The organism is Cellulomonas soli, from assembly GCF_052036975.1.
Lineage (GTDB): Bacteria > Actinomycetota > Actinomycetes > Actinomycetales > Cellulomonadaceae > Cellulomonas > Cellulomonas soli_A.
In genome coordinates this window covers 1-20,022 of record NZ_JBQIAR010000008.1, presented here as the reverse complement: position 1 = coordinate 20,022, position 20,022 = coordinate 1, and the positions used below count along the sequence as shown (strand labels likewise).

Below are 20,022 nucleotides of genomic sequence, written 5' to 3'. Positions count from 1 at the left end.
CCTAGGCGCGCCCACGGACGGTCCCGCACCGGGGCACGCGCTGTCGGTCAGCGAGGCGCGACACCTCGGCGGCGCAACCCCCAGATGGCCGAGTCGGTCAGCGCCTCCCACGACGCCTCGAGCAGGTTGGGGCCGACGCCGACCGTGCTCCACGCCGTGCCCCCGTCGGAGGTCTCGATGAGCACCCGTGTGACCGCGTCCGTGCCGTGCATGGCGTCGAGGATGCGCACCTTGAAGTCGATCAGCTCGAACGTCTCCAGCTCGGGGTACACGCGCACGAGCGCCTGGCGCAGGGCGTGGTCCAGGGCGTTGACCGGGCCGTTGCCCTCCCCCGTGCTGACGATCCGCTCGCCGCCCGCGGACAGCTTGACGGTGGCCTCGGCCAGCGCGGGCGTGCCCCGCCCCCCGGAACGCTCGACGATCGTGCGCCACGACTCGACGGTGAAGTACTGCGGACGTCGACCCTCGACCTCCTCGACGAGCAGCAGCTCGAACGAGGCGTCGGCGGCCTCGTACGTGTAGCCGTTGGCCTCGGCGTCCTTGACCCGGTCGGTCACCCGCGCCAGCACGTCCGGCCGCCCCGACAGGTCGAAGCCCAGCTCGCGGCCCTTGAGCTCGATCGAGGCCCGTCCGGCCATGTCGGAGACGAGCATGCGCATGTCGTTGCCGACCTCGAGCGGGTCGATGTGCTGGTAGAGGTCCGGGTCGACCCGGATGGCGCTGGCGTGCAGCCCGGCCTTGTGCGCGAACGCGCTGGCGCCCACGTACGGCTGGCGGGCGAACGGCGAGATGTTGGTGATCTCGCTGATGGCGTGCGCGATCCGGGTCATCTCCGGCAGCCCGCCCAGGCCGCCCGCACCCGCGCCACCGTCGGCCGGTCCGAGCACCGGGCGACCGAGCTTCAGCTCGAGGTTGGCCACCACGGCGAGCAGGTCCGCGTTGCCGGTGCGCTCGCCGTAGCCGTTGACGGTGCCCTGCACGTGGGCGCACCCGGCCTCGACGGCGGCGATGGTGTTGGCCACCGCGCAGCCCGAGTCGTTGTGCGCGTGGATCCCCAGGATCGGCGCCGGCCCGACGGTCGCGCGGACGTCCTGCACGATCTCGGTGACGAAACGCGGCAGCATGCCCCCGTTGGTGTCGCACAGGCACACGACCTCGGCGCCCGCCTCGAAGGCCGCCAGCACGGCCGCCTGCGCGTAGACCGGGTCGAACCGGAACCCGTCGAAGAAGTGCTCGGCGTCGACGACCACGCGGCGGCCCTCGCGCACCAGCAGCGCGACGGTGTCGGTGATCATCGCGAGGTTCTCCTCGCCCGTGGTGCGCAACGCCCGCTCGACGTGCCGCAGGTCGCTCTTGGCCACGAGCGTGACGACGGGTGCCTCGGAGTCGATCAGGGCGCGCACCTGCGTGTCGTCCGCGGCCCGCGTGCCCGGCTTGCGGGTCGCTCCGAACGCGGCCAGCTCGGCGTTGCGCAGGTCCAGCTCCTTGGCGGCACGCTTGAAGAACTCGGTGTCCTTCGGCACGGCGCCCGGCCAGCCGCCCTCGATGTACCCGACCCCGAGCTCGTCGAGCAGGGGGGCGATCGCGAGCTTGTCGGCGACCGAGAGGTTCATCCCCTCCTGCTGGGCACCGTCGCGCAGGGTCGTGTCGTACACGTGGAACGGGCTACCGGTCACGGGCGGGCTCTCTTCGCTGCGGGTGGCATCCGTCGATGCCGCGTGGTCCGAGTCTGACCGCACGGCGGGGGTGGTGCCGTGCGCGGGATCGACGTGTCGGGCGGGCGGGGGTGGTGCCCGACCAACAAAAAGACCCCCCGAGGTCGGGAGGTCTGCGCGTCTGCCGGTGAAGGTGGCGGACGCGCTACTCGATGATGAGCGTGAGGGTGGTCACACCCACATCGTGGCACACGCCCCGCGGACGCGGCAGCCCGTCCGCCCCGTGGACAGGGACGCACGAGCCGCCGCGCCGCCGCGCAGGCGGGTCAGACCAGGCGGTGCATCCACCCGTGCCGGTCGGTCGCCCGCCCGTACTGGATGTCGGTCAGCTCCGAGCGCACCCGGCTGGTGACGGCACCGGCCTGGCCGTCGCCGACGGTGAGGTCGAAGTCGCCGCTGGCCAGGCGCCCGATGGGCGTCACGACCGCGGCGGTGCCGCAGGCGAAGACCTCCGCCACCGACCCGTCGCTCAGACCGGCACGCAGCTCGGCCAACGGCACCGGGCGCTCGTCGACCTCGTGCCCGGCGTCGGTGAGCAGCTGGATGATCGAGGAGCGGGTGACGCCCTCGAGGATCGTGCCCGACAGCTCGGGGGTCGAGACGCGACCGTCGGCGTGCACGACGAACACGTTCATGCCGCCGAGCTCCTCGAGCAGGCTGTTCGTGGCCGCGTCGAGGAAGCAGACCTGCTCGCAGCCCTGCGCGTACGCCTCCTGCTGCGGGAGCAGGCTCGCGGCGTAGTTGCCGCCGCACTTGGCCCCGCCGGTCCCCCCGGGACCGGCGCGGTGGAAGTCCTGCGCGACCCAGATCGAGACCGGCTTGACCCCTCCGGCGAAGTACGGCCCGACGGGTGAGGCGATGACCAGGAACTCGGCCTCGAGCGAGGGGCGCACGCCCAGGAAGTTCTCGGAGGCGTACATGAACGGGCGCAGGTAGAGGGACTTCTCCTCGCCCGAGGGCACCCACGCCACATCGGTGGCGACCAGCGCCTCGATCGCGCCGAGGAAGTCAGCCTCGGACAGCTCGGGCAGGGCCAGGCGGCGGGCGGAGGCGGCGAAGCGTGCGGCGTTGGCCTGCGGCCGGAATGTCCACACCGAGCCGTCGGCGTGCCGGTACGCCTTCATCCCCTCGAAGATCTCCTGCGCGTAGTGCAGCACCGCGCAGGCAGGGTCGAGCAGCAGCGGGCCGTACTTCTCGACGCGACGGTCCTGCCACCCCGAGGACTGCGACCAGGTGACCCGGGCCATGTGGTCGGTGAAGACGGTGCCGAACTTGGGTGCGGCGAGAGCGGCCTCGCGCTCGGCGGCGGGGCGGGGGCTGTCGGAGATCCGCACGTCGAACAGGTCGGCGGCGGACGGCGTGGCGGTGCTGAGGGTGCTCATGGGGGGCCTTTCACCAGGGTCAGGAACGACGGTACCGGTGAGGACGGCCGGGTGGAACGACTCGTCGGAGCTCGGCGCGCACGTGCCGCGCCGGGTTCCGCGACGGATCAGCCGGCGATGCGCGCGGCGAGGTCCTTGCCCACCTCGGCCGTCGACCGTACTCGCCCGCCGCGCTCGGCCAGGTCGGCCGCGACGGCCGCCTCGACACGGGCGGCCGCGTCGGCGAAGCCCAGGTGGTCGAGCAGGAGAGCCACCGACAGGATCGTGGCGGTGGGGTCGGCCTTGCCCTGCCCTGCGATGTCGGGTGCGGAGCCGTGCACCGGCTCGAACATGCTGGGCGCCGTGCGGTCGGGGTTGATGTTGGCCGAGGCGGCCAGCCCGATGCCGCCGGTGATGGCCGCGGCGAGGTCCGTGAGGATGTCGCCGAAGAGGTTGTCCGTGACGATGACGTCGAACCGCGAGGGGTTGGTCACCAGGAAGATCGTGGCGGCGTCCACGTGCAGGTAGTCCACGGTGACGTCGGGGAACTCGGCGTTGACGGCCTCGACCGTGCGACGCCACAGGTGCCCGGCGTGCACGAGCACGTTGTGCTTGTGCACCAGCGTCAGCTTCTTGCGGGGGCGGGCCGCGGCACGGGCGAACGCGTCGCGCACGACCCGCTCGACGCCGAACGCCGTGTTGACGGAGACCTCGTTGGCGACCTCGTGCGGGGTGCCGACGCGGATGGCGCCGCCGTTGCCGACGTACGGACCCTCGGTGCCCTCACGCACGACGACGAAGTCGATCTCACCGGGGTGGGCGAGCGGACCCGTGACACCGGTGAAGAGCTTGGACGGGCGCAGGTTGACGTAGTGGTCCAGCGCGAAGCGCAGCTTCAGCAGCAGACCCCGCTCCAGCACACCGGAGGGGACGCTCGGGTCACCGATGGCACCCAGCAGGATCGCGTCGTGCGTGCGGATCGCGTCGAGGTCGGTGTCCGTCAGCGTCTCGCCGGTCGCGTGCCAGCGGCGGGCGCCGAGGTCGAAGTCGGTGGTCGACACTGTGGTCCCGGTGCCGGCGAGCGCCGCATCCAGGACGAGCAGACCCTGCTCGACGACCTCGGTGCCGATACCGTCCCCGGCGACGACGGCGAGGTGGATGTTCCGGGCAGGCGCGTTGTCGACCATGGTCGCAGAGTACTCCTCGTCCCACCCGTCGGGACGGCGGTCTCATCAGGCGGATGGCTCGGTGTGCTCATCGCACCCCGGCACGCACCCTCAGGGGTACACGACCTCGAACCGCTCCTGCACCACCAGCAGGTCCGTCGAGAACCGGTCGTCACCCAGCACCCGGCGCCAGTACCGCTCATGCTCCGTACGCCACGAGGCCAACGACCTGTCGTCCTCACCCTCGGCGAACGCGAAGTCCGCACCGACCTCGCCGAACGGCGCCACCTCGACCTGCGTCGTGCGCAGCAGCGCGCGAGGCTCGCCGTCGCCGTCCAGCACGATCGACAGGTCACCCACCCGCGGGACAGGCTCCCCCGCGTCCTCCAGCTCCACCATGCTCGTCGCGGTCCCGGTCTTGCGGCCCGCGAGCACCAGACCCAGCAGCTCGTCCGCCAACGCGGCGTTGTCGCCGAACGACCACGTCGGCGGGGCCACGGCGTCCTCGGCCTGCATCCCCACCACGACATCCAGCGAACCCAGGCCGAGGTGGCCGCGCGCCGCATCCCAGAACTGGGCGATCCGCTGGTCCTGGTCCTCCGTGCTCATGCTCAGCTCCGCTCGTGTGACGGCCACGTCCGCGACGCGGGATCCGCCGCCATGCTGCCGGACGTGCGCGGTGGGAGCCACCCCGAACAGGTCGGGGCGGCTCCCACCGGGGTTCAGCGCGCCGCGCTGCCCTCCGTGTAGTCGGAGTCCGAGGGCTTGACCCACGCGAACAGCTTGCGCAGCTCGCGGCCGACGGGCTCGATCGGGTGGTTCTGGCCCTTCTCGCGCAGGGCCGTGAACTCCGGGGCGCCCGCGTCCTGGTCGTCGATGAAGCGCTGGGCGAAGGCACCGTTCTGGATGTCCGCCAGGACGGCCTTCATGTTCTCCTTCACGTCGGGCGTGATGACCCGCGGGCCGGAGACGTAGTCGCCGTACTCGGCCGTGTCGGAGACGGACCAGCGCTGCTTGGTGATGCCGCCCTCCCAGATGAGGTCGACGATCAGCTTGAGCTCGTGCAGCACCTCGAAGTACGCGACCTCGGGCTGGTAGCCGGCCTCGGTCAGGGTCTCGAAGCCGTACTGGATGAGCTGCGAGACGCCACCGCACAGGACCGCCTGCTCACCGAACAGGTCGGTCTCGGTCTCCTCGGTGAAGGTCGTCTTGATGCCGGCGGCGCGCAGGCCGCCGATCGCCTTGGCGTAGGAGAGCGCCAGGTCCCAGGCGGAACCCGAGGCGTCCTGCTCGACGGCGACGATGACCGGCACGCCGCGCCCGTCGACGTACTCGCGACGGACCAGGTGACCCGGGCCCTTGGGGGCGACCATGAACACGTCGTGGCCGGCCTCGGGCTTGATGTAGCCGAACCGGATGTTGAACCCGTGGCCGAAGACCAGCGCCGCACCCTGGTTGAGGTTCGGGGCGATCTCGTCGCGGTACAGGTGCCGCTGCACCTGGTCCGGTGCGAGGATCACGACGACGTCGGCCTCCTTGACCGCCTCGGCGACGGGCAGCACGCGCAGGCCCTGGTTCTCGGCCTTGGCCTGCGAGGCCGAGCCGGGACGCAGGCCGACGCGCACGTCGACGCCGGAGTCGCGCAGGTTCAGGGCGTGGGCGTGCCCCTGGCTGCCGTAGCCGATGACGGCGACCTTCTTGGAGGCGATGACAGACAGGTCGGCGTCGTCGTCGTAGAACAGCTCAGCCACGATGGCTCTCCTTGGGTGTGGGTGTGTGACGGGAGGTCTGAGGAGGGGAAGCGGGAGGGGTCAGGCCGAGCGGCTGACGCGCTCGAGGGCGCGGTCCGTGATGGAACGCGAGCCGCGGCCGATGGCGACAGTGCCCGACTGCACGATCTCACGGATGCCGAACGGCTCCAGGGCGGTCAGCAGGGCCTCGAGCTTGCCCGGGCCACCCGTCGCCTCGACCACGACCGTGTCGGGCACGACGTCGACCACGTGCGCGCGGAACAGCTGGACGACCTCGAGCACGTGGGTGCGCTGCGCGGTGTCGGCCTTCACCTTCACCAGCAGCAGCTCGCGCTGCACGGACTGCGCGTCCTCGAGCTCGACGATCTTGATGACGTTGATCAGCTTGTTCAGCTGCTTGGTCACCTGCTCCAGGGGCAGCTCGTCGACGTCGACCACGACCGTGATGCGCGAGATCTCCTCGTGCTCGGTCGGGCCCACGGCCAGGGAGTGGATGTTGAACGACCGGCGCGCGAACAGCCCCGCGACGCGCGTGAGCACGCCGGGCTTGTTCTCCACGAGCACCGACAGCGTGTGACGGCTCATGCCTGGTCCTCCCGGTCCCACGCCGGGCTGATGCCCCGGGCGTACTGGATGTCGTCGTTGCTGACGCCGGCGGCGACCATCGGCCACACCATCGCGTCGCGCGAGACGGTGAAGTCGACCACGACCGGCTGGTCGTCGATCTCGAGGGCGCGCTTGATGGTGGCGTCCACGTCGGCCTTCGTCTCGCAGCGCAGGCCGACCGCACCGTAGGCGTCGGCGAGCTTGACGAAGTCAGGGATGCGCACCGTGCCGTGGCCCGTGTGCAGGTCGGTGTTGGAGTACCGCTCCTCGTAGAACAGGGTCTGCCACTGGCGGACCATGCCGAGGGAGGAGTTGTTGATGATCGCGACCTTGATCGGGATGTCGTTGATCGTGCAGGTCGCCAGCTCCTGGTTGGTCATCTGGAAGCAGCCGTCGCCGTCGATCGCCCACACCGTGCGGTCGGGCTGACCGACCTTGGCGCCCATGGCAGCCGGCACCGAGAAGCCCATGGTCCCCAGGCCGCCGGAGTTCAGCCACGAGTTCGGCCGCTGGTAGCGGATGAACTGCGCCGCCCACATCTGGTGCTGGCCGACACCGGCAGCGAAGATCGCCTCCGGCCCGGACAGCTCACCGATGCGGCCGATGACGTACTGCGGGGCCAGGTGGCCGTCGGCGGGCTCGTCGTAGCCCAGCGGGAACGTCTCGCGCCAGTCGTCGAGCTGCTTCCACCAGCCGGCCAGGTCGGGCTTGCCGTGCACGCCGTGCTCACGGGCGAGCTCGGGCAGCAGGTCGGCCAGCACCTCCTTGAGGTCGCCCACGATCGGCACGTCCACGGCCCGGTTCTTGCCGATCTCGGCCGGGTCGATGTCGGCGTGCACGATCGTGGCGTGCGGCGCGAAGCTCGACAGCTTGCCGGTGACGCGGTCGTCGAAGCGGGCGCCGAGGGCGACGATCAGGTCGGCCTTCTGCAGCGCCGCCACGGCTGCGACCGTGCCGTGCATGCCGGGCATGCCCAGGTTCTGCGGGTGCGAGTCCGGCAGCGCGCCCCGGGCCATCAGCGTGGTGACGGCCGGTGCGCCCGAGGCGTCCACGAGCGCGCGCAGCTCGGCAGCCGCGCCGGAGCGGATCGTGCCGCCACCGACGTACAGCACCGGGCGACGGGCGGTGGCGAGCAGACGCGCCGCTTCACGGATCTGCTTCGAGTGCGGCTTGGTCACCGGGTGGTAGCCGGGCAGGTCGAGCGTCTGCGGCCAGCTGAACGTGGTCTGCGCCTGCTGCGCGGACTTGGCCACGTCGACGAGCACCGGGCCGGGGCGACCGGTCGAGGCGATGTGGAACGCCTCGGCGATGACCCGCGGGATGTCGTCGGCGTTCGTCACCAGGTAGTTGTGCTTGGTCACCGGCAGCGTCATGCCGACGATGTCGGCCTCCTGGAACGCGTCCGTGCCGATCAGCGGGGCACCGACCTGGCCGGTGATGGCCACCAGCGGGATCGAGTCCATGTTCGCGTCGGCGATCGCGGTGACCAGGTTGGTCGCGCCCGGGCCGGACGTCGCGATGCACACGCCGACGCGACCGGTGGCCTGGGCGTACCCCGTCGCGGCGTGACCGGCGCCCTGCTCGTGCCGCACGAGGATGTGCCGCATCCGGGTGGAGTCCATGAGCGGGTCGTACGTCGGCAGGATCGCGCCGCCGGGGATGCCGAAGACGACCTCGGTTCCTGCCTCCTCGAGCGAGCGCACGATCGATGCGGCACCGAGGACCTTCTCGGGGCCGACGACGCGGGCGGGCGCGCCTGTCAGGGGCGCCGCGGGGGCGGGCACTGCTGCTCGGACGGGTGCCGTGGCGCTCGGAGCACCGTGGCTCGGCGTACGCGGCGGGGCCGGATGGGGACCCTGGACCATCGATGTCTCCCTGGGTCGTGCGGGGCTCGCGAGGAGCTGGAGTCGTGCGGGTGAGGCGGGCCGAACATGAAAAGACCCCTCGGCCCGCGACCGGGCTGACGAGGGGTGAGCGCGCTGACGAGGCCTGTGCGTGTGGCCTAGCCGGCGCGCCCAGGAAGTACTACGAAGAAGATCGTCTGCACGCCAGCGACCATACGCCTGTCCCCCGCGGGTGTCACGCCATCTCACATCGTGGTTCACGAGACCGACTGATGGACAACGCACGCGAGCGACGGCCACGGGTCAGGACGGTCACGCGACATCGCGGCGGCGGAACACCATCAGTCCCGCAGCCACGAGAACCGCCTCGACGACCAGCAGCACGAGCAGCCCCTGCGTGCCGCCCACCGTGTGCTCGACCGTCGTGCACACCTGGGCCCCGACGACGTCGGACACCCCGGGATCGGGCACGCACTCCTCGAAGGAGTAGCTGGCCGCACCCTCGGCCCACGCCTGCGCGTACAGCCCCACCGTCGCCGCACGCAGCTGCGGCAGCACGACGGGCAGCGTCACCTCGACCGCCACGAACCACCACACGAGCGCCCCTGTCACCGCCGCCGCGTGCCGCAGCGCGAACGCCAGCGCAGCACCCACCACCGCGGCGAGGACCGCCAGCACGAGCTGACGCCCGACCAGCACGGCCAGGTCCGCCCAGAGCGTCGCGTCGCCGGGCGGCACGCCACGGACCAGGAAGACGAGCGCTCCCCCGGCCAGCACCGTCACCTGCGCCGCCACCAGCACCGGCACCACACCCACCGCCGCCCCGGCCGTCTTGCTCACCACCACACGGCCACGGCGCGGCACGAACGTCAGCCACGTGCTCATCGAGCCGGTCGCGAACTCCGCCGCCACGAAGCTCACGCCCATGGCCAGGGCGGCCACCGCGAGCGGAATCGTCATGCCGTCGAACGCACCGGGGACGACCTCCTCGAAGGTCGGCTGCGTCGGCAGGTAGTCCGCCAGCAGGGGCGCAGGCAACCCGTCGCAGGCCATCTCCACCGTCACGGGATCACTCGACGGGTCGGCCGTCAGCTCCTCGCACAGGTCGGCGACCTGCTCGCTGGCCCGCTGCCAGCCCTCCACCACGCTCTCGTAGGACGCGCGCCCGGCGGCGACCTCGGCCGGCCCAGGCGGAGCCGACCGGTCCCACGCCAGGATCACGGACCCCACGGCCGCGAGCAGCAGGAGACCGGTGACCAGCCAGAGCACCGCGCGGCAGCGGAAGCGTTCCAGCTCGGTGCGCAGCAGCCTCATGCGTCGACCCCCGCACCCACCGGCGCCCCCGGTCGCCCGCCGCCACTGCCACCGTCCGGCGCACGCACCGCACGAGGGCCACCCGTCAGCTCGAGGAAGACCTGCTCGAGGTCGGCACGCACCGGGACGAGCTCGCGCGGGTAGATCGTGGCCGCCGCGAGCGCGCGCGCGACCTCCGCCGCGTCCCCGGGGCCGTCCACGAGCAGGTGCTCGCCGTCACGCACGACGCTCCACCCCCGTGCCGTCATGACCTCGGCGGCACGAGCCGGCTCGGCCACGCCCACGCGCACCGAGGCCTGCGAGCGCGCGCCGACCAGGTCGGCGACCCGGCCGTCGGCGACCAGCCGGCCACGCACCACGATCGAGACGGTGTCGGCGACCTGCTCGACCTCCGAGAGCACATGGCTGGAGACCAGCACGGTGCGTCCCTGCTCGGCGAGCGAGCGCATCGTCGCCCGGACCTCGTGGATGCCGGCCGGATCGAGCCCGTTGGTCGGCTCGTCGAAGATGACCAGCTCAGGGTCCTTCAACAACGTGGCCGCCACGGCCAGACGCTGCTTCATGCCGAGCGAGTACGTGCGGAACCGGTCGCGCGCGCGTTCGGTCAGCCCGACGTGCTCGAGCAGCTCGTCCACGCGGCGGTCGTCGACCCCGACCGCGCGTGCCAGCAACCCCAGGTTGCGTCGGCCGGAGAACCCCGGCAGGAACTTGGGCTGCTCCACGACCGCGCCGACGCGGGCGAGTGCGGGCTCGAGCCCGCCCGGCAGGTCGTGCCCGAGCACCTGGATCGTGCCCGCGTCCGGGCGCACCAGGCCGAGGAGCATACGGATCGTCGTCGTCTTGCCCGCGCCGTTGGGCCCGAGGAACGCATGCACCCCGCCGGTCGGCACGTCGAGGTCGAGGCCCTCGACGGCGACCACCTCACGCAGCGTGAACGACCGGTACGTCTTGCGCAGCCCCCGGGTACGGATGGCCGGCACGTCTGGCTCCCCCACGAGTCCCCCTGCTCGCCGTGCGCGCCGTCCGCACGGCCGCTGACCAGGGCATCGGCACAGCGGTGAGCCACCTGAAGGCCTGGCGGCCGAAGTCGTCGGTCGCGGTGCCGGACTCAGGTCAGGACGGCACCGCGCGAGGCCGAGCCCACGAGCTTCTGGTACTTGCCCAGCACGCCCCGCGTGTACCGCGGCGGCAGGGGCGTCCAGCCCTCGGCCCGCGCCGTGAGCTCCGCCGGGTCGACCAGCAGCTCGAGCGTCTCGTGCGCCACGTCCAGGCGGATCCGGTCGCCGTCCACGATGAACGCGATCGGCCCGGCGTCGACCGCCTCCGGGGCGATGTGCCCCACGCACAGCCCCGTCGTGCCGCCGGAGAACCTGCCGTCGGTGATGAGCAGCACGTCCTTGCCGAGCCCGGCGCCCTTGATCGCCCCGGTGATCGCGAGCATCTCGCGCATCCCCGGGCCACCCTTGGGGCCCTCGTAGCGGATCACGACGACGTCGCCGGCCTGGATCGTGCCGTCCTCGAGGGCGTCCATCGCGGCGCGCTCGCGGTCGAACACGCGCGCGGTGCCCTCGAACACGTCGGAGTCGAAGCCCGCGGACTTCACGACAGCGCCTTCGGGTGCGAGCGAGCCGTGCAGGATCGTGATGCCGCCGGTGCGGTGGATCGGGTTGTCGAGCGCCCGCAGGATCTTGCCGTCCGGGTCCGGTGGGGCGATGTCGGCCAGGTTCTCCGCGACGGTGCGCCCCGTGACCGTCAGGCAGTCGCCGTGCAGCAGGCCGGCGTCCAGCAGCGCCTTCATGACCACGGGCACCCCGCCGATGCGGTCGACGTCGTTCATGACGTACCGGCCGAAGGGCTTGAGGTCGCCCAGGTGCGGAACACGGGCGGCCACCCGCGAGAAGTCGGCGAGCGTCAGGTCGACCTCGGCCTCGTGCGCGATCGCGAGCAGGTGCAGCACCGCGTTCGTCGAACCGCCGAAGGCCATGACCACGGCGATGGCGTTCTCGAACGCCTCCTTGGTCATGATCTGCCGCGCGGTGATCCCCCGGCGCAGCAGCTCGACGACGGCCTCGCCCGAGCGGTGCGCGAACGCGTCGCGGCGACGGTCCGCCGAGGGCGGGGCGGCCGAACCGGGCAACGACATGCCGATCGCCTCGGCCACCGACGCCATCGTGTTGGCCGTGTACATGCCGCCGCACGCACCCTCGCCGGGGCACACGGCGCGCTCGATGCGGTCGACGTCCTCGCGGCTCATCAGCCCGCGCGCGCACGCACCCACGGCCTCGAACGCGTCGATGAGGGTGACGTCCTTCTCGGTGCCGTCCTCGAGCTTGACCCAGCCGGGGGCGATCGTGCCGGCGTAGAGGAACACGCTGGCCAGGTCCAGGCGCGCCGCCGCCATGAGCATGCCGGGCAGTGACTTGTCGCAGCCGGCGAGCAGCACCGAGCCGTCGAGCCGTTCGGCCTGCATGACCGTCTCGACCGAGTCGGCGATGATGTCGCGGCTGACCAACGAGAAGTGCATGCCCTCGTGGCCCATCGAGATGCCGTCGGAGACGGAGATGGTGCCGAACTCCAGCGGGTAGCCGCCGGCGGCGTGCACGCCGCCCTTGGCCGCCTTCGCGAGGCGGTCGAGCGAGAGGTTGCACGGCGTGATCTCGTTCCACGAGCTGGCCACGCCGATCTGCGGCTTGGCGAAGTCCTCGTCGCCGAGGCCGACGGCGCGCAGCATGCCGCGCGACGCCGTGGCTTCCAGCCCGTCGGTGACCTGACGCGACCGCGGCTTGACGTCGACGGCCGGGCCGTCTGCGGCATCGGGCGCCCGTCCTGCGGCGCGGACCTGGTCCTGCGTGGCGGCGGGCTCCGACGTGGCGCTCATGCTCGCGAGTGTAGGACGGCCTCCCGTGCGCGGCCCGGCCTCACGCCTGCTCGCGCCCCTGCCAGGTCGACACGCACGCCTCGTTGCCCTCGGGGTCGGCCAGCACCCACCACGCCGGGGCGTACGCGTCGCTGACCAGGTGCCCGCCGGCGGCCAGTGCGGCCTCGATCCGGGCCGACGCCTGGTCGGCACCGACGGTGACGTCGACGTGGATCCGGTTGCGCTGGGGCCGGGGCTCGTCCATCTGCTGGAACCAGTAGGCCGGTCCCAGGCCCGTCGGGTCGACGAGCTCTCCGTCGACCTCGTCGTACGCGAGGACCGCGCGCCAGAACGGTCGGACGGCCGCGATGTCCAGCGCGTCGACGGCGATCTCCTGCGCCGTGACCAGCTCGGGCCGTCCGACCGCACCCAGCTCGTCGGCGATCGCGGTGACGGCCGCGGCCAGGGCGACGTCGCGCGAGGTCAGGGCGTTCACGTCGTGCGAGGACGTGGTGACCACCACGCGCCCGTACCGCAGCAGCACGTCGGGGTGGTGGCCGAGGCTCTCGGCGACGGCGGCGATGCGCGCGACGACCTCGGCACCCCGGGCGAAGTCCCCGGTGTCGAGCACCGCGCGCACGGTGCCCAGCACGACCCGCCAGTGCCGGGCGTCGACCGCGGCGGTGACCTCCTGGGGCGTCAGCGGGGCGCGAGGGTCGTCGGCAGCGGAGGGCGGCGTCATGAGCACCAGCGTGTCACCGGCACCCTCGAGGCGCTCCCCCGGGCGGTGCGCGGCGGCCGACGGACCGGCGGCTGGCGACTGCACGCCCGGGCCGCCGTCGACTGGGCGACACGCCTAGGACCTGAATCGTTATCGATACCGTTTAGTCCGCGATAGGGTCTGCCCGTGGAGCCCCGGGGCAGAGTCACCATCACCGACGTCGCACGAGCGGCCGGTGTCTCCGTCGCCACCGTGTCGAAGGTCATCAACGACCGGTACGGCGTCGCCGCCTCGACCGCCGCGCACGTCCGCAGCGTGATCGCCGACATGAGCTACGAGTCCTCGCTGGTCGCCCGCAGCCTGCGCTCGCAGCGTACGGGCGTGCTGGGCATCCTGCTCGCAGAGTTCGAGCCGTTCAGCACCGAGCTGCTCAAGGGCCTGGCCGCAGGCGCCGCCCACTCCGGCTACGAGCTGCTCGCCTGGTCCGGCGGCGGCGGACCCGACGGCCACGTCGGGTGGGAACGCCGGTCCCTCGCCCAGCTGTCCGGGACGCTCATCGACGGCGCCGTGCTCATCACGCCCACGCTCGTCGTGCCCGACGCCGGCATCCCCGTCGTCGCGATCGACCCGCACGCCGGCTCGGAGTCCACACCCACCGTCGACTCCGACAACCTGGCCGGCGCCGCCAGCGCGGTCGAGCACCTCATCGCCCTGGGCCACCGGCGCATCGGGTTCCTCGGCGGCCGCCCCGACCTGGAGTCGGCCCGCCTGCGCGAGGAGGGGTACCGGCGCACGCTCGCCGCCGCCGGCATCCCCCTGGACCCCGACCTGATCCGCGTCGGCGGCTACCGCCCTGAGACGGCCGATGCCCCCGCCCACGAGCTGCTCACGCTCCCCGACCCCCCCACCGCCGTGTTCGCCACCAACGACCTGTCGGCCATCCGCACGCTGCAGGTCGCCCAGTCCCTCGGCCTGCGCGTCCCCGAGGACCTGTCCGTCGTCGGCTTCGACAACGTGCCGGAGTCCGCGCTGTGCACCCCGCAGCTGACGACCGTCAGCCAGCCGCTGCACCGCATGGGGCGCGAGGCGATGGAGATGCTGCTCACGCTCCTGCGGGGCGAACCCCTCGAGGTCGCACAACGGCGCCTGCCCACCGAGCTCGTGGTGCGCGCCTCGACCCGCGCCCTCTGAGGGCTGCACCGCCGCCGTCAGAGGGCGCCGTCAGAGCACACCCGGCACGACCACGCAGGTGCCCTGCGCACGGGCACCCGGTAGCCTCGCGCCGGTGACCACGGTCTGCTGGTTCCGCCGCGACCTGCGGCTCCTCGACCACCCGGCGCTGCTTGCCGCCCGCGACGCCGCTCGCGGTGGCGCACCGTCCGCGCAGCACGAGGTCGTCGCGCTGTACGTCCTCGACCCCGCGCTCTGGCGCCGCGCGGGGAACCCCCGGTTGGCCTACCTGGCCGCCTCGCTGCGTGCCCTCGACGCCCAGCTCGACGGACGACTCGTGATCCGCACCGGCGACCCGGCACTCGTGGTGCCCCAGGTGGTGCGCGAGTCCGGTGCGCGCAGCGTGCACGTCAGTGCCGCGACCGAACCGTTCGGCCGCCGCCGCGACCGCGACGTCGACCGCGCGCTGCGCACCGCCGGCCTCGACGTCCCGCTGGTGGCCACCGGCTCGCCGTACGCCGTGGCGCCCGGTCGCCTGCTCAACCGCGCCGGGACACCGTTCCAGGTGTTCACCCCGTTCCGCACCGCATGGCTCGCGCACGGCTGGCACACCCCCGCACCCGCAGCCGCCGACGTGGCCTGGACCCCGCTCCCCACCGAGCCCGTGCCGCACGTCGAGGCGGACGTCACGCTCCCACCCGCCGGCGAGCACGCCGCACTGGACCGCTGGGACGCGTTCCGGCACGACGGGCTCCACGCGTACGCGACGCAGCGCGACCGACCGGACCTCGAGGGCACCTCCCTGCTGTCCGCCGCCCTGCGGTGGGGCGAGCTGCACCCCCGCACGCTCCTGGCCGACCTGACCGACGCTGCCGGGGACGCCCCGGACGGCGTCACGGTGTTCCGCTCCCAGCTCGCGTGGCGCGACTTCCACGCCGACACCCTCTGGCACCATCCCGACTCCCGCACCCGGTCCCTGCGCGAGGTCGTGCCCGACGACGCCTGGGCCACGGGACCCGACGCCGACGCCGCGTTCGACGCCTGGCGCCAGGGCCGCACGGGCTACCCGTTCGTCGACGCCGGGATGCGCCAGCTGCAGGCCACCGGGTTCATGCACAACCGGGTGCGCATGGTCACCGCGTCGTTCCTGGTCAAGGACCTGCACCTGCCGTGGCAGCGCGGCGCCGCGCACTTCCTCGACCGGCTCGTCGACGGCGACGTCGCGCAGAACCAGCTGAACTGGCAGTGGGTCGCCGGCACCGGCCGTGACGCTGCACCGTTCTTCCGGATCTTCCACCCGGTCACCCAGGGCCGCCGGTTCGACCCGGACGGCCACTACGTGCGCCGGTGGGTCCCCGAGCTGCGCGGGGTGCCAGGGGCCGCCGTGCACGAACCGTGGCTGCTGGGCCTGCAGGCACCGGACGACTACCCCGAGCGCCTGGTCGACCATGCGGTCGAACGCCGTGTCGCCCTGGCGGACGCAGCCGCCGCACGCGCAGCCCGCGGTTGACCGTGCCCGACCGGACCACCCCTCGGGCCGTCACCGGGACCCAGCACCTGGAAGTGGACAAAAGGGACACGAACTGCCGCTAGGCTCCACGCGATGGAACGCTGGGGAGCAGATCTGTACGGTCAGCCGTGCGCCGCGTGCGGCTTCGACTGGACCATCGAACCGACCGCCGCGCGAGACCTCGTGCTCACGCTGCCCGACCGGCTCGCGCACACCACCACCGGGCGCACGGGTGCCGAACGGCACGCCGACCTGGGGTGGGACGTCACCTCGTACGTGTGCCACGTCGGCGACAACCTGCGCGCCTGGGCCGAACGGCTCGCCTCCGGGTGGCTCGCCGGTCGGACCGACGTCGTCGGCTACGACCCGGACGCCCTGGCCGAGGCGCGCGGCTACTCGGCCGTGCCCCTCGCGGTCGCCCTGTGGTCGTTGCAGGCCTCGGTGATCCTGTGGGTCGCCTCCGTCGACCGCGCCCTGGCGGCCGGTGTCACGCTCCAGCACGCCACCCGCGGACCGCAGCGTGCCGACGACGTGGCCCGCAACAACGCGCACGACGCCGTGCACCACGAGCACGACATCGCCCGCATCCTCGCCGGCTGACCACCCGCACCGCTCACCGCCCGCACCGCGCGACCCCCGGGGCTCCCCCTCGGGGGCGTCGGCTCAGGCCAGCTGACCCGCCCGGAACTCGTCCTCGAGCAGACCCATGAGGATCGCGTCGCACCAGCGTTCACCGTCGCGGTAGGCGTCCCGCAACCGACCCTCGACACGGAAACCCAGGTTCTCGTACATCGACAGCGCCCGGGTGTTCACCGACAGCACGTCCAGACCCACCCGGTGCAGGCCGAGCCCGTCGAAGGCCAGACCCAGCACCAGCAGGATCGCCTCCGTGCCGTACCCGCGCCCCCGGTACGCCGGCCGCATGGCCAGACGCAGGTTCGCCGAGCGCAGGTCCTCGTCGATGTCGTTGAGCACGATCTCGCCGAGGTACTCGTCCGACCCGTGCATGGTGACTGCCAGGTCGATGCGACCCTCCAGCGCCGCCACCGACGCGCACCAGGCGTCGATCTCGGCCTTGCTGAACACGTGCGTGGTGCCCGTCAGCCGCCTGCCCTCGGGGTCGCTGACCGCCTCCCACACCGCATCGGCGTCGTCCGCCCGGATCGGCCGCAGGACGATCATCTCGCCCTGCAGCGTCGGCTTCTCCACGACGGTCTCCTCTCGTGCCCGGTCGGGCGTCGACCCGAGGGCCGCGGCGATGCTACGACCGGCGTGTCGCGGCGGCGTTACCGCCGTGACACCGTCCGATGTCGGCGACTCAGCCCTGCACGCGCTCCAGCACGAGCTCGCGCACCCGACCCGCGTCCGCCTGGCCCCGCGTGGCCTTCATGACCGCGCCGATGATCGCCCCGATCGGGCCGAGGTTCCCCCCACGGATCTTCTCGGCGATGTCCGGCTGCGCCGCCAGCGCCTCGTCGATCGCGGACAGCAGCGGGCCGTCGTCCGAGACGACACCCAGACCACGCGACTCCACGACCTGCTCCGGCTCACCCTCACCGGCCAGCACACCCTCGAGGACCTGCCGGGCGAGCTTGTCGTTGATCCGACCGGAGTCGACCAGGGCCTGCAGCGCCCCGATCTGCTGCGGCGTGATGGGCAGCTCGGCCAGCTCGACGTCCTGCGTCTTGGCGGTGCGGGCCAGCTCGCCCATCCACCACTTGCGGGCCGCCGCCGGGCTCGCGCCCGCGGCCACGGTGGCCTCGATGAGCTCGACGGCGCCGGCGTTGACCACGTCACGCATCTCGGCGTCGGCGTACCCCCACTCCCCCTGCAGGCGGCGGCGGTGCACCGCGGGCATCTCGGGCAGCGACGCGCGGATCTCCTCGACCCACGCCGGGTCCGGGGCGATCGGCACCAGGTCAGGCTCCGGGAAGTACCGGTAGTCCTCGGCGTCGGACTTCACACGGCCCGAGGTGGTCGAGGCCGTGTCCTCGTGCCAGTGCCGCGTCTCCTGGATCACCGTGCCGCCGGCGTCGAGCACGGCAGCCTGCCGCGAGATCTCGTAGCGGACGGCCCGTTCGACGGAACGGAACGAGTTCACGTTCTTCGTCTCGGTGCGGGTACCCAGCGGGGACTCGGGCGTCGCACGCAGGGAGACGTTCACGTCGGCGCGCACGTTGCCGCGCTCCATGCGGGCCTCGGAGACCTCCAGCGCACGGAACAGGTCGCGCAGCGTCTGCACGTAGGCGCGAGCGACCTCCGGTGCCCGCTCACCCGCTCCGGTGATCGGGCGCGTGACGATCTCCACCAGCGGGATGCCCGCACGGTTGTAGTCCACCAGCGAGTACTCCGCGCCGTGGATGCGACCCGTCGAGCCGCCCACGTGCGTGTTCTTGCCCGCGTCCTCCTCCATGTGCGCGCGCTCGATCTCCACACGGAAGATCGAGCCGTCCTCGAGCTCGACGTCGACGTGGCCGTCGAACGCGATCGGCTCGTCGTACTGCGAGGTCTGGAAGTTCTTCGGGACGTCCGGGTAGAAGTAGTTCTTCCGGGCGAACCGGCACGAGGCCGCGATCTGGCAGTTCAGCGCCAGGCCGATGCGGATGGCGTACTCCACGGCCGTGCCGTTGACCACCGGCAGCGCACCGGGCAGACCCAAGGACACCGGGGTGATCGAGGTGTTCGGCTCCTCGCCGAAGCCGGACGGGGCCGCGTCGAACATCTTGGTGCGCGTGCCCAGCTCGACGTGCACCTCGATGCCGATGACCGGGTCGAAGCGCGCGATCGCGTCGTCGTAGTCGACGAGCGTGTCGGTGACGGTGCTCACTTGGCGACCTCCAGCTCAGGGGCCTGCGCCAGCAGCGGGCCGCCCCACGTCTTCTCCAGCAGCGCCTCGAGCGCCGCACCCACCCGGTACAGCCGGTCGTCCGCCTTCGCCGGGGCGAGCACCTGGAACCCGACGGGCAGCCCGTCGTCCGACAGGCCGTTCGGCACCGACAGGCCCGGCACACCGGCCAGGTTCGCCGGGATCGTCGCGACGTCGTTGAGGTACATGGCCAGCGGGTCGTCGAGCTTCTCGCCGAGCTTGAACGCCGTGGTCGGCGCCGTCGGGGAGACCAGCACGTCGGCCTGCGCGAACGCGGCGGCGAAGTCGCGCTGGATCAGCGTGCGGACCTTCTGCGCCGAGCCGTAGTACGCGTCGTAGTAGCCGGCCGACAGCGCGTAGGTGCCCAGGATGATCCGGCGCTTGACCTCGTCGCCGAAGCCCTGGCCGCGCGTGGCCGCCATGACCCGCTCGGCGGTGACCGGACCCTCGGTGGGCTCGACCCGCAGACCGAAACGCATGCCGTCGAACTTGGCCAGGTTGCTGGAGGCCTCGCTCGGCATGATCAGGTAGTAGGCGCCCAGCGCGTACTCGAAGTGCGGGCAGGAGACCTCGACGATCTCGGCACCCGCGGCCTCCAGCAGCGCCAGCGACTCCGCGAACCGCGCACTGACACCCTGCTGGTAGCCCTCCCCCGACAGCTCCTTGACGACGCCGACGCGCACCCCGGTCAGGTCGCCCGTGGCACCGCGGCGGGCCGCACCGACCAGGTCGGGCAGCCGCTCGGGGATCGACGTCGAGTCACGCGGGTCGTGCCCGCCGATGAGCTCGTGCAGCAGCGCCGAGTCGAGGACCGTGCGGGTGACCGGACCGGCCTGGTCGAGCGAGGACGCCATGGCGATCAGGCCGTAGCGCGACACCGAGCCGTACGTGGGCTTCACGCCGACCGTGCCGGTGACGGCACCCGGCTGACGGATCGAGCCGCCGGTGTCCGTGCCGATGGCCAAGGGCGCCTCGTACGCGGCGACCGCAGCAGCGGAACCACCGCCCGAGCCGCCGGGGATACGCGTCAGGTCCCACGGGTTGTGCGTGTTGCCGTACGCCGAGTGCTCCGTCGAGGACCCCATGGCGAACTCGTCCATGTTCGTCTTGCCCAGGATCGGCAGCCCGGCCGCCTTGATCC

At 72.4% G+C, this 20,022-nt stretch carries 17 protein-coding genes; 3 read left to right on the top strand and 14 right to left on the bottom strand.

Annotated elements, in window-relative coordinates:
• Positions 1 to 47: 47 nt before the first annotated feature.
• From cimA to ACTHAM_RS09905, 11 genes are all read right to left on the bottom strand, one after another.
• Positions 48 to 1,676: a citramalate synthase gene (cimA, locus tag ACTHAM_RS09955; protein WP_440686918.1), complete on the bottom strand. Its 1,629-nt coding sequence runs from the start codon at positions 1,674 to 1,676 to the stop codon at positions 48 to 50.
• Positions 1,677 to 1,981: 305 nt separating this feature from the next.
• Positions 1,982 to 3,097: a branched-chain amino acid aminotransferase gene (locus tag ACTHAM_RS09950; RefSeq protein WP_440686916.1), complete on the bottom strand. Its 1,116-nt coding sequence runs from the start codon at positions 3,095 to 3,097 to the stop codon at positions 1,982 to 1,984.
• A 107-nt stretch (positions 3,098 to 3,204) separates the two neighbouring features.
• Positions 3,205 to 4,263: a 3-isopropylmalate dehydrogenase gene (locus ACTHAM_RS09945; protein WP_440686914.1), complete on the bottom strand. Its 1,059-nt coding sequence runs from the start codon at positions 4,261 to 4,263 to the stop codon at positions 3,205 to 3,207.
• Between the two features lie 90 nt (positions 4,264 to 4,353).
• Positions 4,354 to 4,851 carry an ASCH domain-containing protein gene (locus tag ACTHAM_RS09940; RefSeq protein WP_440686912.1) on the bottom strand — a complete coding sequence of 166 codons (498 nt, stop codon included), beginning with the start codon at positions 4,849 to 4,851 and terminating at the stop codon, positions 4,354 to 4,356.
• 113 nt (positions 4,852 to 4,964) lie between these two features.
• Entirely contained in the window at positions 4,965 to 5,993 is a 1,029-nt protein-coding gene (gene ilvC, locus ACTHAM_RS09935) for a ketol-acid reductoisomerase (protein ID WP_440686910.1), read from the bottom strand.
• A gap of 60 nt (positions 5,994 to 6,053) precedes the next feature.
• Positions 6,054 to 6,578 carry an acetolactate synthase small subunit gene (gene ilvN / locus ACTHAM_RS09930; RefSeq protein WP_440686908.1) on the bottom strand — a complete coding sequence of 175 codons (525 nt, stop codon included), beginning with the start codon at positions 6,576 to 6,578 and terminating at the stop codon, positions 6,054 to 6,056.
• A complete protein-coding gene (locus ACTHAM_RS09925) occupies positions 6,575 to 8,464 on the bottom strand; it encodes an acetolactate synthase large subunit (RefSeq protein ID WP_440686906.1) in 1,890 nt (629 codons plus the stop codon). The genes ilvN and ACTHAM_RS09925 overlap by 4 nt, the downstream gene beginning before the upstream one ends.
• A 291-nt stretch (positions 8,465 to 8,755) precedes the next feature.
• Positions 8,756 to 9,757, bottom strand: a complete 1,002-nt coding sequence (locus tag ACTHAM_RS09920) for an ABC transporter permease subunit (protein ID WP_440686904.1) — start codon at positions 9,755 to 9,757, stop codon at positions 8,756 to 8,758.
• Complete coding sequence (locus ACTHAM_RS09915; RefSeq protein WP_440686902.1) at positions 9,754 to 10,737, bottom strand: ABC transporter ATP-binding protein; 984 nt, start codon at positions 10,735 to 10,737, stop codon at positions 9,754 to 9,756. The genes ACTHAM_RS09920 and ACTHAM_RS09915 overlap by 4 nt, the downstream gene beginning before the upstream one ends.
• Before the next feature lie 128 nt (positions 10,738 to 10,865).
• Positions 10,866 to 12,635 (bottom strand): dihydroxy-acid dehydratase, encoded by a 1,770-nt coding sequence (gene ilvD / locus ACTHAM_RS09910; protein WP_440686900.1) that lies wholly within the window; start codon positions 12,633 to 12,635, stop codon positions 10,866 to 10,868.
• 40 nt (positions 12,636 to 12,675) lie between these two features.
• Positions 12,676 to 13,356: a VOC family protein gene (locus ACTHAM_RS09905; protein ID WP_440686898.1), complete on the bottom strand. Its 681-nt coding sequence runs from the start codon at positions 13,354 to 13,356 to the stop codon at positions 12,676 to 12,678.
• A 165-nt stretch (positions 13,357 to 13,521) separates the two neighbouring features.
• Here ACTHAM_RS09905 and ACTHAM_RS09900 point away from each other — a divergent pair, with 165 nt between their 5' ends.
• From ACTHAM_RS09900 to ACTHAM_RS09890, 3 genes are all read left to right on the top strand, one after another.
• Positions 13,522 to 14,526 carry a LacI family DNA-binding transcriptional regulator gene (locus ACTHAM_RS09900; protein WP_440686896.1) on the top strand — a complete coding sequence of 335 codons (1,005 nt, stop codon included), beginning with the start codon at positions 13,522 to 13,524 and terminating at the stop codon, positions 14,524 to 14,526.
• A 94-nt stretch (positions 14,527 to 14,620) separates the two neighbouring features.
• Positions 14,621 to 16,015: a cryptochrome/photolyase family protein gene (locus tag ACTHAM_RS09895; RefSeq protein WP_440686894.1), complete on the top strand. Its 1,395-nt coding sequence runs from the start codon at positions 14,621 to 14,623 to the stop codon at positions 16,013 to 16,015.
• 93 nt (positions 16,016 to 16,108) lie between these two features.
• Positions 16,109 to 16,615, top strand: coding sequence for a hypothetical protein (locus tag ACTHAM_RS09890; protein WP_440686892.1), 507 nt, complete (start codon positions 16,109 to 16,111; stop codon positions 16,613 to 16,615).
• A gap of 63 nt (positions 16,616 to 16,678) precedes the next feature.
• On the opposite strand, the gene ACTHAM_RS09885 is transcribed toward ACTHAM_RS09890, so the two are convergent.
• From ACTHAM_RS09885 to gatA, 3 genes are all read right to left on the bottom strand, one after another.
• A complete protein-coding gene (locus ACTHAM_RS09885; RefSeq protein WP_440686890.1) occupies positions 16,679 to 17,224 on the bottom strand; it encodes a GNAT family N-acetyltransferase in 546 nt (181 codons plus the stop codon).
• 109 nt (positions 17,225 to 17,333) lie between these two features.
• Positions 17,334 to 18,842, bottom strand: coding sequence for an Asp-tRNA(Asn)/Glu-tRNA(Gln) amidotransferase subunit GatB (gene gatB, locus ACTHAM_RS09880; RefSeq protein WP_440686888.1), 1,509 nt, complete (start codon positions 18,840 to 18,842; stop codon positions 17,334 to 17,336).
• The coding region (gene gatA, locus ACTHAM_RS09875; RefSeq protein ID WP_440686886.1) for an Asp-tRNA(Asn)/Glu-tRNA(Gln) amidotransferase subunit GatA at positions 18,839 to 20,022 on the bottom strand (1,184 nt) is incomplete at its 5' end. The genes gatA and gatB, both read right to left, overlap by 4 nt.

Coding starts and splice junctions, on each gene's coding strand:
- ACTHAM_RS09950 (WP_440686916.1), bottom strand. CDS start 3,097: ATGAGCACCCTCAGCACCGCCACGCCGTCCGCCGCCGACCTGTTCGAC.
- ACTHAM_RS09945 (WP_440686914.1), bottom strand. CDS start 4,263: ATGGTCGACAACGCGCCTGCCCGGAACATCCACCTCGCCGTCGTCGCC.
- ACTHAM_RS09940 (WP_440686912.1), bottom strand. CDS start 4,851: ATGAGCACGGAGGACCAGGACCAGCGGATCGCCCAGTTCTGGGATGCG.
- ilvN (WP_440686908.1), bottom strand. CDS start 6,578: ATGAGCCGTCACACGCTGTCGGTGCTCGTGGAGAACAAGCCCGGCGTG.
- ACTHAM_RS09925 (WP_440686906.1), bottom strand. CDS start 8,464: ATGGTCCAGGGTCCCCATCCGGCCCCGCCGCGTACGCCGAGCCACGGT.
- ACTHAM_RS09920 (WP_440686904.1), bottom strand. CDS start 9,757: ATGAGGCTGCTGCGCACCGAGCTGGAACGCTTCCGCTGCCGCGCGGTG.
- ilvD (WP_440686900.1), bottom strand. CDS start 12,635: ATGAGCGCCACGTCGGAGCCCGCCGCCACGCAGGACCAGGTCCGCGCC.
- ACTHAM_RS09905 (WP_440686898.1), bottom strand. CDS start 13,356: ATGACGCCGCCCTCCGCTGCCGACGACCCTCGCGCCCCGCTGACGCCC.
- ACTHAM_RS09890 (WP_440686892.1), top strand. CDS start 16,109: ATGGAACGCTGGGGAGCAGATCTGTACGGTCAGCCGTGCGCCGCGTGC.